Source organism: Klebsiella sp. 7-CIP_Kleb., from assembly GCF_050378655.1.
GTDB classification, from domain to species: Bacteria; Pseudomonadota; Gammaproteobacteria; order Enterobacterales; family Enterobacteriaceae; genus Klebsiella; species Klebsiella quasipneumoniae.
Genome location: NZ_JBNRLJ010000001.1, coordinates 110,664 through 123,619, shown reverse-complemented (window position 1 = coordinate 123,619; position 12,956 = coordinate 110,664). Strand labels below are relative to the sequence as shown.

The 12,956-nt window shown below is 60.8% G+C and carries 9 protein-coding genes; 6 read left to right on the top strand and 3 right to left on the bottom strand.

Features of this window, described 5'->3' with window-relative positions; translation table 11 throughout:
* The first annotated feature begins 175 nt into the window (after positions 1 to 175).
* Positions 176 to 1,477: a two-component system sensor histidine kinase RstB gene (gene rstB / locus ACQUTI_RS00585; protein ID WP_004887061.1), complete on the top strand. Its 1,302-nt coding sequence runs from the start codon at positions 176 to 178 to the stop codon at positions 1,475 to 1,477.
* A 75-nt stretch (positions 1,478 to 1,552) separates the two neighbouring features.
* Positions 1,553 to 2,485 carry a DNA replication terminus site-binding protein gene (gene tus, locus ACQUTI_RS00580; RefSeq protein ID WP_428923165.1) on the top strand — a complete coding sequence of 311 codons (933 nt, stop codon included), beginning with the start codon at positions 1,553 to 1,555 and terminating at the stop codon, positions 2,483 to 2,485.
* Here the strand turns inward: tus and fumC are convergent.
* Together fumC and fumA are read right to left on the bottom strand one after the other, a co-directional pair.
* Positions 2,475 to 3,875 carry a class II fumarate hydratase gene (fumC, locus tag ACQUTI_RS00575; protein WP_122542072.1) on the bottom strand — a complete coding sequence of 467 codons (1,401 nt, stop codon included), beginning with the start codon at positions 3,873 to 3,875 and terminating at the stop codon, positions 2,475 to 2,477. The genes tus and fumC overlap by 11 nt on opposite strands.
* 338 nt (positions 3,876 to 4,213) lie before the next feature.
* A complete protein-coding gene (gene fumA, locus ACQUTI_RS00570) occupies positions 4,214 to 5,860 on the bottom strand; it encodes a class I fumarate hydratase FumA (protein ID WP_023318141.1) in 1,647 nt (548 codons plus the stop codon).
* 200 nt (positions 5,861 to 6,060) lie between these two features.
* On the opposite strand from fumA, the gene manA reads away from it, so the two are divergent.
* The gene (manA, locus tag ACQUTI_RS00565; protein ID WP_004204108.1) at positions 6,061 to 7,239 is read left to right on the top strand and encodes a mannose-6-phosphate isomerase; all 1,179 of its coding nucleotides are present in this window, start codon (positions 6,061 to 6,063) and stop codon (positions 7,237 to 7,239) included.
* 86 nt (positions 7,240 to 7,325) lie between these two features.
* A complete protein-coding gene (locus tag ACQUTI_RS00560) occupies positions 7,326 to 8,885 on the top strand; it encodes a YdgA family protein (protein ID WP_122543392.1) in 1,560 nt (519 codons plus the stop codon).
* A 39-nt stretch (positions 8,886 to 8,924) separates the two neighbouring features.
* Here ACQUTI_RS00560 and ACQUTI_RS00555 read toward each other — a convergent pair whose 3' ends face one another.
* On the bottom strand, positions 8,925 to 9,953 hold the full coding sequence (locus ACQUTI_RS00555) for a Mal regulon transcriptional regulator MalI (protein WP_032455951.1): 1,029 nt from the start codon (positions 9,951 to 9,953) through the stop codon (positions 8,925 to 8,927).
* Positions 9,954 to 10,126: 173 nt separating this feature from the next.
* Between ACQUTI_RS00555 and malX the strand changes: the two genes are divergently transcribed.
* Positions 10,127 to 11,719 (top strand): maltose/glucose-specific PTS transporter subunit IIBC, encoded by a 1,593-nt coding sequence (malX, locus tag ACQUTI_RS00550; protein ID WP_053810439.1) that lies wholly within the window; start codon positions 10,127 to 10,129, stop codon positions 11,717 to 11,719.
* A 52-nt stretch (positions 11,720 to 11,771) separates the two neighbouring features.
* Positions 11,772 to 12,944 (top strand): MalY/PatB family protein, encoded by a 1,173-nt coding sequence (locus ACQUTI_RS00545; protein ID WP_043522936.1) that lies wholly within the window; start codon positions 11,772 to 11,774, stop codon positions 12,942 to 12,944.
* Positions 12,945 to 12,956 lie beyond the last annotated feature (12 nt).

Sequence of the window (12,956 nt, the reverse complement as noted above, 5' to 3'; positions counted from 1 at the left end):
GACGTCGCTCCCCCCGGCTGGCTATTGTCAGGGGGCATAAACCCTGCTTTGATAGCGTATCGGTTATGCCCGCGCGGGCTTCGGCTCGCCCCGGTAAATCCGTGACGTTTTCGCCCTGCCCTGCAGATGGTCCGGGGCGCCGGCAGGTTTCTCTTTTTGAATATGCGGTAATGTAATGAAAAAGCTGTTCGTGCAGTTCTATCTTCTGCTCTTCGTCTGCTTTCTGGTGATGACCATGCTGGTGGGCCTGGTCTATAAATTTACCGCTGAACGCGCCGGAAGGCAGTCGCTTGACGATCTGATGAAAAGCTCACTGTATTTGATGCGCAGCGAGCTGCGGGAAATCCCGCCTCGCGACTGGAGCAAGACGCTTAAAGAGCTGGACCTTAATCTGTCGTTCGACCTGCACATCGAGCCGATGAGCAAATTTAAATTGTCGGAAAGCTCGATGCAGCACCTGCGCGCTGGGGATATTGTCGCGCTCGACGACCAGTACACCTTTATCCAGCGCATCCCCCGCAGCCACTATGTGTTATCCGTGGGTCCGGTACCCTATCTCTATTTTCTGCATGAAATGCGCCTGCTGGACGTGGCGCTGATGGCGTTTATCGCTATCTCGCTGGCCTTCCCGGTGTTTATCTGGATGCGTCCGCACTGGCAGGACATGCTGCGCATTGAGACCGCCGCCCAGCGCTTTGGCGAAGGCCACCTCAGCGAGCGTATTCATTTTGACAGCATGTCCAGCTTTGAGCGGCTCGGGGTGGCCTTTAACCAGATGGCCGACAACATTAACGCCCTCATTGCCAGCAAAAAGCAGCTGATTGACGGCATCGCCCATGAGCTCAGGACGCCTCTGGTGCGCCTGCGCTACCGTCTGGAGATGAGCGAAAACCTCACCGAGGCGGAATCACAGGCGCTGAACCGTGATATCGGCCAGCTGGAAGCGCTCATTGAAGAGCTCCTGACCTACGCCCGTCTCGACCGTCCGCAGACGGAGCTCAGCCTGACCACCCCCGATTTTCCCGCCTGGATCAGCGACCACGTCGAGGATATCCAGATGGTCAACCCGCAGCGCGAGGTCTGCCTGGCGACGCTGACCCGCGGCAACTATGGCGCGCTGGATATGCGGTTGATGGAGCGGGTGCTGGATAATCTGGTGAATAACGCCCTGCGCTACAGCAGTCAGCGGGTGGCGGTCAGCCTGACCCTGCAGGGTGCCCGCGCGTCGTTGCAGGTCGACGATGACGGCCCGGGCATTGCCCCCGAGGAGCGCGAGCGGGTGTTCGAACCTTTTGTTCGTCTAGACCCCAGCCGCGATCGTGCGACCGGAGGTTGCGGCCTCGGCCTGGCCATCGTCCACAGTATCGCCCAGGCGATGGGAGGCGAGGTTCGCTGCGAGGCCAGTCCTCTCGGCGGCGCCCGTTTCTGCTTTAGCTGGCCGGTCTATCATCAGTTGCCCGATTTTACCTCTGCCTGAATAAAAGTTGCACAGCGGCCGCGGGCTGGGTATGCTGTAAAAATCGAATAGTATGTTGTAACTAAGGTGAATGCGATGGCCAGCTACGACCTCGTTGAACGTCTGAATGATACCTTTCGCCAGATCGAGCTGGAGCTGCAGGCGCTGCGCCAGGCGTTAACGACCTGTCGACTGCTGGCGGGCCGGGTGTTTGAGCTGCCGGCAATCAGTAAAGATGCCGAGCATGACCCGCTGGCGAACATTACTGTCGTCCAGCACACCGGCGAGGCGGCGCTGGATCTCGCCCTGCGACACTATGGCCATCTGTTTATCCAGCAGCAATCGGAAACCCGCAGCAGCAAAGCCGCCGTCCGCCTGCCGGGTGCTATCTGCCTGCAGGTCACCGCCGCGGAACAGCAGGCGCTGCTGGCGCGCATTCAGCAGATCAACGCCCTTAAGGCCACCTTCGAGAAAATCGTCACCGTCGACTCTGGCCTGCCCCCCACCGCCCGCTTTGAGTGGGTGCATCGCCATCTGCCTGGATTAATTACCCTCAGCGCCTATCGCACGCTAACGCCCCTTCTCGACCCGAGCACTATCCGCTTCGGTTGGGCCAATAAGCACGTGATCAAAAACCTGACCAGCGACCAGGTGTTGATGATGCTGGAGAAAAGCCTGCAATCGCCGCGGGCGGTGCCGCCCTGGACCCGCGAGCAATGGCAGAGCAAACTGGAGAGGGAGTATCAGGATATCGCCGCCCTGCCGCAGCGGGCGCGGCTGAAAATTAAACGGCCGGTGAAAGTACAGCCGATTGCCCGCGTCTGGTATGCCAGCGAGCAGAAACAGGTGCAGTACGCCTGCCCCAGCCCGCTGATCGCCCTGATATCCGGCAGCCAGGGGGTCAGCGTGCCGGATATTGGCGAATTGCTCAACTACGATGCCGACAACGTGCAATACCGCTACAAACCGGAGGCGCAGTCGCTGAGATTACTGATCCCTCGCCTGCACCTCTGGCTGGCTAGCGAGTAGCCAGGCTGCCGACCATCAGCTCCGGGCGCACCCAGCTGTCGAATTCGGCTTCCGTCAGGTAGCCCAGCGCCAGCGCCGAGGCCTTCAGGGTCAGCCCCTCATGGTGCGCTTTTTTGGCGATCTCCGCCGCTTTATCATAGCCGATATGGGTATTCAGCGCGGTCACCAGCATCAGCGACTCGCTGAGCAGCTGGTTGATCCGCTCGCGATTCGGCTCAATCCCCACCGCACAGTGCTCGTTAAAGCTCGCCATGCCGTCCGCCAGCAGACGCACCGACTGCAGGAAGTTGTGAATGACCATCGGCCGATAGACGTTGAGCTCGAAGTTACCCGAGGCGCCGCCGATATTCACTGCCACGTCGTTACCCATCACCTGGCAGCAGACCATGGTCAGGGCTTCGCACTGCGTCGGGTTGACCTTGCCGGGCATAATCGATGACCCGGGCTCGTTTTCCGGGATGGCGATTTCCCCTATCCCGCAGCGCGGCCCGGAGGCCAGCCAGCGGACATCGTTAGCGATTTTCATCAGCGAGGCCGCCAGACCTTTCAGCGCGCCGTGGGCATGGACCAGGGCATCGACGGTGGCCAGCGCTTCGAATTTGTTCGGCGCGGTGACAAACGGCTGTCCGCTGAGCGAGGCCAGTTCGGCCGCCACCCGCACGGCATATTCCGGATGGGTATTCAGCCCGGTCCCCACCGCCGTCCCGCCCAGCGCCAGCTCGGCGAGATGCGGCTGGCTGGCGTCAAGATGCTTCAGGTTGTGGTCCAGCATCGCCACCCAGCCGGAGATTTCCTGGCCTAAGGTGAGCGGCGTGGCGTCCTGCAGATGGGTGCGACCGATCTTAACGATATCCCTGAAGGCCACCGCTTTTTCGTTGAGCGTGGCCCGCAGCGCCTGCAGCGGCGGGAGCAATTTTTCCCGCAGGGCAATCAGCGCCGCGACGTGCATGGCGGTGGGGAACACATCATTCGAGCTTTGGCTTTTATTGACATCGTCATTGGGGTGGATTTTTCGCGCCATCCCCCGCTCACCGCCGAGCAGTTCACTGGCGCGGTTGGCCAGCACCTCGTTCATATTCATATTGCTCTGGGTGCCGGAACCGGTCTGCCAGATAGCCAGCGGGAACTCCTGGGGGTGTTTTCCGGCCAGCACTTCGTCAGCGGCGGCGACGATCGCCCCGGCTTTCTCCGGCGTCAGCAGGCCAAGATCCTGATTGACCTTCGCCGCCGCCCGCTTGGTCAGCGCGAGGGCATATATCAGTTCCCCGGGCATTTTTTCGGTCGAGATGCGGAAATGCTCCAGAGAACGCTGGGTCTGGGCGCCCCAGAGTTTATCGGCCGGGACGTCGATGGCGCCCATCGAGTCTTTTTCACTGCGATGCGTTGTCATTACTTTCTCCTTGGATGAAAAGTGCGTCATAGCGACAAAGCTCACCTGCTTAAAAGAGTAAGTATTGGCCAGATTGAAAAGTTGTTTTGGTGGTTCGTGCCGCGGAGCGGCATAAAAAAACCGCCCCGAAGGGCGGCCCAGACCGCTGACAAAATGTAATCGTCGGGATTGCCCGGCGGCGCTGCGCTTGTACGGGCCTACAGAGAATTGCCTAACTGTTTAATATTGCTGTTTTTCGTAGGCCGGGTAAGGCGGAAGCCGCCACCCGGCAGAAAGGCGATCACAATAACGAAAACCGGTTTGTCATCGGCCATAGCCGCCCCGAAGGGCGGCCAGGTTTACTTCACGCAGCGGGCGCACTGCGACGTCTGGATCTGCTGGAAGAAGTCGTTGCCTTTATCATCGACGAGAATAAACGCCGGGAAGTCTTCCACGTCGATTTTCCAGATAGCCTCCATCCCCAGTTCCGGATACGCCACGCACTCAAGGCTGCGGATGCTCTGCTGAGCCAGTACCGCCGCCGGGCCGCCGATGCTGCCGAGGTAGAAGCCGCCGTGCTTGTGGCAGGCGTCGGTGACCTGCTGGCTGCGGTTGCCTTTCGCCAGCATGATCTTGCTCGCGCCGTGCGACTGCAGCAGATCGACGTATGAGTCCATGCGCCCTGCGGTAGTCGGGCCGAGGGAGCCGGAGGCGTAACCGTCCGGCGTCTTGGCCGGGCCGGCGTAGTAGATCGGGTGATCTTTGACGTACTGCGGCAGGGCTTCGCCATTATCAATAAGCTCTTTCAGCTTGGCGTGGGCGATATCGCGGGCCACGATAATAGTGCCGCTCAGCGACAGACGCGTGGACACCGGGTACTGCGACAGCAGCGCCAGGATCTCGCTCATCGGCTGGTTAAGATTCACTTTCACCGCTTCGCCTTCCCCAGCCTGGCGCAGATGCTCAGGGATATATTTCCCCGGATTGCTCTCCAGCTTCTCAATCCAGATGCCGTCGCGGTTGATTTTGGCTTTGATGTTGCGGTCGGCGGAACAGGAGACGCCCATCCCTACCGGGCAGGAAGCGCCGTGACGCGGCAGACGGATCACGCGGATATCGTGGGCGAAATATTTGCCGCCGAACTGCGCGCCGAGGCCGAGGTTCTGCGCTTCCAGCAGCAGTTCTTGCTCCAGTTGCACGTCGCGGAAAGCCTGCCCATGTTCGTTACCTTCGGTCGGCAGGCCATCGTAGTATTTGGTGGAGGCCAGCTTGACGGTTTTCAGCGTCGCTTCCGCCGAAGTCCCGCCGATGACAAAGGCGATATGGTACGGCGGACAAGCGGCGGTCCCCAGGGTGCGCATCTTCTCGACCAGATAGTTTTTCAGCTTCGCCGGGGTGATCAGCGCTTTGGTTTCCTGGTACAGATAGGTTTTGTTAGCCGAGCCGCCGCCCTTGGCGATGCAGAGGAATTTATACTCATCGCCATCGGTAGCATAGAGGTCAATCTGCGCCGGCAGGTTGGTGCCGGTGTTAACCTCTTTATACATATCCAGCGGGGCGTTCTGCGAATAGCGCAGGTTGTCCTGGATATAGGTGTTGTACACCCCCTGCGCCAGGGCGGCCTCATCGCCTCCGCCGGTCCAGACGCGCTGACCTTTTTTACCCATGATGATCGCGGTGCCGGTGTCCTGACAGGTGGGCAGAATGCCTTTGGCGGCGATATCGGAGTTGCGCAGGAACTGCAGGGCGACGTATTTGTCGTTTTCGCTGGCTTCCGGGTCGTTCAGGATATCCGCCACCTGCTGCTGATGCGCCGGGCGAAGCATAAAGGAGGCGTCGTGGAAGGCATGTTGCGCCAGAAGGGTCAGCGCCTGAGGGTCAACTTTTAGCACTTCCTGGCCGGCAAATTCGGCGACGGAGACGTAATCACTGCTGAGGAGATAATACTCGGTGTCATCCTTTTTGAGGGGAAAAGGATCCTGGTAAACAAACGGTTTATTCGACATTGTACTCTCACTTACTGCTTTGGCTGATTATGTTTCAGGCAGGGACTCCATGTGCCTGTAGAAAAGCGAGTCGATCAATCTTACACAATTTTTTAACAAAAACTGAGACAGGGACGACTTTTTCTTTCAGCAGTTGCTTCTCCAGCGTTTGCTGGTTTAATAGGGCGATAATTTTACTTTGATTGATACAGGGAATGAGAATGCAAAAGCTGATCAACGCCGTACAGAACTATGCCTGGGGAAGCCACACCGCCTTAACTGAACTGTATGGCATCGCCAACCCGGACAACCAGCCGATGGCAGAGCTGTGGATGGGGGCGCATCCGAAGAGCAGCTCGCAGGTCCTGACGGCCGATGGCCAGCCGCGTTCGCTGCGCGAGGTGATTGACGCGGATAAAGCCGCCCTGCTCGGCGAAAAAGTGGCGCAACGCTTCGGTGAGCTGCCGTTCCTGTTTAAAGTGCTGTGCGCCGCGCAGCCTCTCTCCATTCAGGTCCATCCTAACAAGCAGGCCTCCGAAGAGGGTTTCGCCCGCGAGAACGCCGCCGGCATCCCCCTCTCCGCCGCCGAACGTAACTACAAAGATCCGAACCACAAGCCGGAGCTGGTTTTCGCCCTGACCCCGTTCCTGGCGATGAACGCGTTTCGCGAGTTCAGCGAAATTGTCAGCCTGCTGCAGCCGGTGGCCAACGCACACCCGGCGATCGGCGCCTTCCTGCAGCAGCCGGACGCGACTCGCCTGAGCCAGCTGTTTGCCAGCCTGCTGAATATGCAGGGCGAGGAAAAAGCCCAGGCGCTGCAGGCGCTGCGCGAGGTGCTGGACCGTGAGCAGGGCGAACCGTGGCAAACCATCCGCCTGATCGCGGAATTCTATCCCGACGATAGCGGCCTCTTCTCCCCACTGCTGCTGAACGTGGTGAAGTTGAATCCTGGCGAAGCGATGTTCCTGTTTGCCGAAACGCCGCACGCTTATCTGCAAGGGGTAGCGCTGGAGGTGATGGCCAACTCGGATAACGTGCTCCGCGCCGGCCTGACGCCGAAGTACATTGATATCCCTGAGCTGGTGGCCAACGTTAAGTTCGAGGCTAAACCGGCGGGTGAGCTGCTGACCCAGCCGCAGCGCCACGGCGCGGAACTGGACTTCCCGATCCCGGTGGAAGATTTTGCCTTCTCGCTGCACGATCTCTCCACCGAGGCCAGCGATCTGGCCCAGGCGAGCGCGGCGATCGTTTTCTGCGTCGACGGCGAAGCCGTGCTGCGCAAAGGCGACCAGAGCCTGACCCTCAAGCCGGGCGAATCGGCCTTTGTGGCCGCCAATGAATCGCCGGTGCAGGTCAGCGGCCATGGCCGCGTGGCGCGCGTGTTCAATAAGCTCCAGTAAACGACTGACCTTTCAGGTCTCGCTTACTGATTATGACAACTCAGCCAGGCGGTCTCTCCGCCTGGCTTCATTTATGGACAAATGCTATGAAAAAATCGCTGGTCGCAGCAGGAATCATCGTGGCGCTGGGCGTGGTATGGACAGGCGGCGCCTGGTACACCGGTAAACAGCTGGAAGGCCGAATTGCCGATATGGTGCAGCAGGCTAACGCACAGCTACGCAGCAGCGCGCCGGAGTCAGGTCTGGAGCTGAGCTATCAGGACTACCAGCGCGGGCTGTTCAGCAGCCATCTGCAGCTGGTGGTGAAGCCCATCGCCGGTCAGGCTAACGGCTGGCTGGCCGCCGGACAGAGCGTGGTGCTTGACGAGGTGGTCGATCACGGCCCCTTCCCGCTGGCCTCGTTAAAAACCTTTAATCTGGCTCCGGCGATGGCTTCGGTCCACACCACGCTGGTGAAAAACCACGCCAGCCAGGCATTGTTCGAGATAGCCAAAGGCACTACCCCCTTCACCGTTGATACGCGCATCGCCTACAGCGGCGACAGCCAGTCGGCGATCGTTCTCAATGCCCTCGACTACGCCAAAGGGGATGAGAAAGTCACCTTCAGCGGCGGCCAGTTCCAGCTCGACGCCGACCGCGACGGCAAAAACATCAGCCTGAAGGGCCAGGCCGGCAGCGGTCAGATCGATGCCCTCAACGAATATAACCAGAAGGTGCAACTGCGCTTCGTCAACCTGACCACCGACGGCGCCACCGAGCTGGCCAGCTTCAACGAGCGTATCGGCCAGCAAAAAATGACCCTCGATAAGCTGGCCATCAGCGTCGAAGGCAAAGAGCTGGCGCTGGTTGACGGCATGGCGCTGGACGGCGGCTCGACGTTGACCAAGGACGGCAAAGGCGTGAACAGCCAGGTGAACTACACCGTCAACAGCCTTAAGCTGCAGGGTCAGGATATGGGCAGCGGCAAACTGACGCTGAAAGTGGATAACGTCGACGGTCAGGCGTGGCACCAGTTCAGCCAGCAGTACAGCGCGCAGTCTCAGGCGCTGCTGGCGAAGCCAGAGCTGGCGCAGAACCCGGAGCTGTACCAGCAGGCGCTTACCGAAACCCTGTTTAATGCGCTGCCGATCCTGCTTAAGGGCAATCCGTCGGTGACCATCTCCCCGCTGAGCTGGCGCAATGCCAAAGGCGAAAGCACCCTCAACCTCTCGGTTCTGCTGAAAGATCCGGCCCAGGTGACCGCTCCGCCGCAGACGCTGGCGGACAGCCTGGATCGCGTGGTGCAGTCCCTTGACGGCAAAGTGGTGATCCCGGTGGATATGGCGACGGAGTTTATGACTAAGATCGCCGGTCTGGAAGGCTACCAGCCAGCCGACGCCGCCAAACTCGCCGATCAGCAGGTCAAAGGCCTGGCGGCGATGGGCCAGATGTTCCGCATCACCACCATGGAAGATAACGCCATCAGCAGCAGCCTGCAGTACGCGAACGGCCAGGTGACGCTGAACGGCCAGAAAATGCCGCTGGAGGATTTTGCCGCGATGTTTGGTCTGGAAGCGCCTTCGCTACCGGACGGCGCGCCGCAGGACGGCCAGCCGCAGCAGGATGACGCCGCGCCTCAGCAGGACGACGCCGCCCCGCAGCCGTAACGTATCGGCTCAGGAGACGGCCACCGCGCGCCGTCTCCGTCATTTTCTCGTCACCAGCCGCGGGGGCATGATCTGGTTTCGCGTCTCGCCCGCGCCCTCCTCCAGCCGCCGCAGCATCGACTCCGCCAGCGTTTTGCCCATCTCGCGCGCCGGGGTAGTGACCCAGGTGAGCGGCAGGTCGTCAAGCGCGGCCTCGGGCACATCGGCGAACGCCGCCAGCGCCACCCGCTGCTCGAAGTAGCTGTCGACGCCATCTTCCCCGCTCTGCCTTCCAGCCCGCAGCAGACCGAACCACGCGCCGGTCGCCACCACGTTGTTGTAGCACACCACCGCGGTGATGGTCGGATTTTGCCCCAGCAGCGCGGTCATCGCCTCCGCCGCCTGCTTCTGGCTCGACTCGCACTCCAGCACCCATTCGCTGTGAAACGGCAGACCGTATTTCAGCAAGGTGGCGCAATAGCCGCCGACCCGCTCGGCGCGGGTCAGCGACGAGCTCTGGCCGCCAAGCCAGGCGATCCGCTGATGGCCGCGGCGGATCAGATGCTCGGTCACCAGCTGCGCCGCCTGCATGTTGTCCGGGCGGATCAGGTCGACATCGTCGAGGTAGCTGGCGCGGGAAGCGAACACCAGCGGCACCCTCGCCTCCGCCGCCCGCTCGCGCAGCTCGCTGCCGCGGTCGATGGCCCCGGCGATGATCACCCCGTCCACCCCCTGCGCCGCCAGCGTATCAAACCGCTGTGCCATCTTCTCGCCGCTGCGTCCCCCCTGGGTGAGAAACACCATTTTCCCCTGCCTCTCCAGGGCATCGGTGAGGCCGGCGGTTAACTCGGCATAGAACGGTTTAGAGAGATCGCTGACGATAAGGCCAATCACCCCGCTCTGTCCGCCGCGCAGCGAGGCGGCCTGACGGTTGCGCACAAATCCCAGCTGCTCGATGGCCTGATTAACCCGCTCGCCGGTGGCGCTGGAGATGCGCCCTTTGCCGCTCAGCACCAGCGAAACGGTGCTCACGGAGACGCCGGCGGCCAGCGCTACATCATTGATGGTGATCTTTTTTGCGATTGCCATAACCTGCTGGCTGACTCCCTTGCCTGTCGATAAAACGTTTTATCATTATGCGATCTTTATAAACCTTATTATCGCTTGAATATGTGATTTTTATCGCACTAAAAAATGGTAAAACGTTTTATCTTGCCGTGGCGTTAGTTCTTCCCGACCACTTGAGAATCAGGAACCGTGCTATGACGGCGAAAACCGCACCAAAAATCACCTTGTGGGAATTTTTCCAGCAGCTGGGAAAAACCTTTATGCTGCCCGTGGCGTTGCTCTCGTTTTGCGGGATCATGCTGGGGATCGGCAGCTCGTTAAGCAGTCACGATGTTTTGACCCTGCTGCCGTGGCTGGATATGCCGCTGCTGCAGGCCATCTTTATCTGGATGAGCAAAGTCGGCTCCTTTGCCTTCAGCTTCCTGCCGGTGATGTTCTGTATCGCCATCCCGTTGGGGCTGGCGCGGGAGAACAAAGGCGTCGCCGCCTTCGCCGGTTTTGTCGGCTACGCGGTCATGAACCTGGCGGTCAACTTCTGGCTGACGGCGAAAGGCATTCTGCCCACCACCGACGCCTCGATCCTTAAGGCCAACAATATCCAGAACATCATCGGTATTCCATCGATCGATACCGGGATCCTCGGGGCGGTTATCGCCGGGATTATCGTCTGGCTGCTGCATGAGCGCTTTCACAACATTCGCCTGCCGGACGCCCTGGCCTTCTTCGGCGGCACCCGCTTCGTGCCGATCGTCACCACTGTGGTGCTGGGTCTGGTCGGGCTGGCGATCCCGCTGGTGTGGCCGGTCTTCGCCATGGGGATCAACGCCCTCGGGAAGATGATCAATAGCGCCGGCGATTTTGGGCCGATGATCTTCGGCACCGGCGAGCGACTGCTGCTGCCGTTTGGCCTGCACCACATCCTGGTGGCGCTGATCCGCTTCACGGAAGCCGGCGGCACCCTCGACGTCTGCGGCCACAGCGTCAGCGGCGCGCTGACCATCTTCCAGGCGCAGCTGAGCTGCCCGACCACCCACGGCTTCGCCGAAAGCGCCACCCGCTTCCTGTCGCAGGGTAAGATGCCAGCCTTCCTCGGCGGTCTGCCGGGCGCCGCGCTGGCGATGTACCACTGCGCCCGTCCGGAAAACCGGCATAAAATTAAAGGCCTGCTGATCTCCGGGGTGATCGCCTGCGTGGTGGGCGGCACCACCGAGCCGCTGGAGTTCCTGTTCCTGTTCGTGGCGCCGGTCCTGTATGTCATCCACGCCCTGCTGACCGGTCTCGGCTTTACCATCATGGCGGTGCTCGGCGTCACCATCGGCAACACCGACGGCAATATTATCGACTTCGTGGTGTTTGGCATCCTGCATGGTCTGGCGACCAAGTGGTATCTGGTGCCGGTGGTGGCGGCAATCTGGTTTGCGGCCTACTATGCCATCTTCCGCTTCGCCATCACCCGCTTCAATCTGAAAACGCCGGGCCGCGATATCGACACCGCCGCCAGCGTGGAGAAAGCGGTCGCTGGCACCATTGGTAAATCCGGGTATAACGTGCCGGCGATTCTGGCGGCCCTCGGCGGCGCCGACAACATTGTCTCGCTGGATAACTGCATTACCCGTCTGCGTCTGTCGGTACACGATATGAGCAAAGTGGACGCTGCCGCGCTGAAAGCCCACCGCGCCATCGGGGTGGTTCAGCTCAACCAACATAATCTGCAGGTGGTAATTGGCCCGCAGGTGCAGTCGGTAAAAGATGAAATGGCCACGCTGATGAATACCGTTCAGGCCTGATCCCACCGGTCCCCTTCCGGCACGGAAGGGGACCCTTGCTAAGGAAGTTCCGATGTTTGATTTTTCCATACCCATCGACCGCCACGGCACCTGGTGCACGCAGTGGGACTATGTCGCAGACCGCTTTGGCGTCCCCGACCTGCTGCCGTTCACCATCTCCGATATGGATTTCGCCACCGCGCCCTGCATCCTCGACGCCGTCAGCCGGCGGCTGGCCCACGGCGTGTTCGGCTACAGCCGCTGGCAGAACGAGGCGTTTCTCGGGGCGATTGCCCACTGGTACGCCAGCCGCTTTCACAGCGTCATCGATCCGCAAACGGTGGTTTACGGACCGTCGGTTATTTATATGGTGGCGGAAACCATCCGCCAGTGGTCGCAAGAAGGCGACGGCGTCGTCGTCCATACTCCCGCCTACGATGCGTTCTATAACACTATCACCGCTAACCGCCGACAGATCGCCCCGGTGCCACTGACCCTGACGAACAATCAATGGCACTGCGATATGGCGCGCCTGGAAGCGGCGCTGGCGGAGCCGAAGAATACCCTGCTGCTGCTCTGCAGCCCGCACAACCCAACGGGCAAAGTCTGGCGCCGCGAGGAGCTCCAGACCATGGCGGCGCTGTGCCAAAAGCATGGCGTCAGGGTGATTAGCGACGAAATTCATATGGACATGACCTGGGGCGACCACCGTCATATCCCGTGGAGCGAGGTGGCTCAGGGGCCGTGGGCGCTGTTCACCTCCGGATCAAAGAGCTTCAATATTCCGGCCTTTACCGGGGCCTATGGCTTTATCCCCGAGGCAAACTGCCGCGACAGCTATCTGCAGGCGCTGAAAGCGCGCGATGGACTCTCGTCGCCCTCGGTGCCGGCGCTGCTGGCTCATATCGCCGCCTACCGCGATGGGGCGCCCTGGCTCGACGCCCTGCGCGACTACCTGCAGGAGAACCTGCGCTTTGTGGCTGATACGCTCAATCGCGCCTTTCCTGCGCTACGCTGGCAGCCGCCGGAGGCCACCTACCTGGCGTGGATCGACCTGCGCCCCCTCAACATTGACGACCGCGCACTGCAGCAGGCGCTGATCGCCGGGCAGAAGGTGGCGATTATGCCGGGATATACCTATGGTCCCGAAGGCAATGGTTTTCTGCGCCTCAACGTCGGCTGTCCACGCGAGAAGCTGGAGCGCGGTGTCGCAGGGCTGATAGCCGCCCTGCGCAGCCTCAGTTGACGCGCGGCACTG

What these genes read in the sequence shown, in the direction of transcription:
- rstB (WP_004887061.1), top strand. Translation starts at nt 176, where the DNA reads ATGAAAAAGCTGTTCGTGCAGTTCTATCTTCTGCTCTTCGTCTGCTTT.
- tus (WP_428923165.1), top strand. Translation starts at nt 1,553, where the DNA reads ATGGCCAGCTACGACCTCGTTGAACGTCTGAATGATACCTTTCGCCAG.
- fumC (WP_122542072.1), bottom strand. Translation starts at nt 3,875, where the DNA reads ATGACAACGCATCGCAGTGAAAAAGACTCGATGGGCGCCATCGACGTC.
- fumA (WP_023318141.1), bottom strand. Translation starts at nt 5,860, where the DNA reads ATGTCGAATAAACCGTTTGTTTACCAGGATCCTTTTCCCCTCAAAAAG.
- manA (WP_004204108.1), top strand. Translation starts at nt 6,061, where the DNA reads ATGCAAAAGCTGATCAACGCCGTACAGAACTATGCCTGGGGAAGCCAC.
- ACQUTI_RS00560 (WP_122543392.1), top strand. Translation starts at nt 7,326, where the DNA reads ATGAAAAAATCGCTGGTCGCAGCAGGAATCATCGTGGCGCTGGGCGTG.
- ACQUTI_RS00555 (WP_032455951.1), bottom strand. Translation starts at nt 9,953, where the DNA reads ATGGCAATCGCAAAAAAGATCACCATCAATGATGTAGCGCTGGCCGCC.
- malX (WP_053810439.1), top strand. Translation starts at nt 10,127, where the DNA reads ATGACGGCGAAAACCGCACCAAAAATCACCTTGTGGGAATTTTTCCAG.
- ACQUTI_RS00545 (WP_043522936.1), top strand. Translation starts at nt 11,772, where the DNA reads ATGTTTGATTTTTCCATACCCATCGACCGCCACGGCACCTGGTGCACG.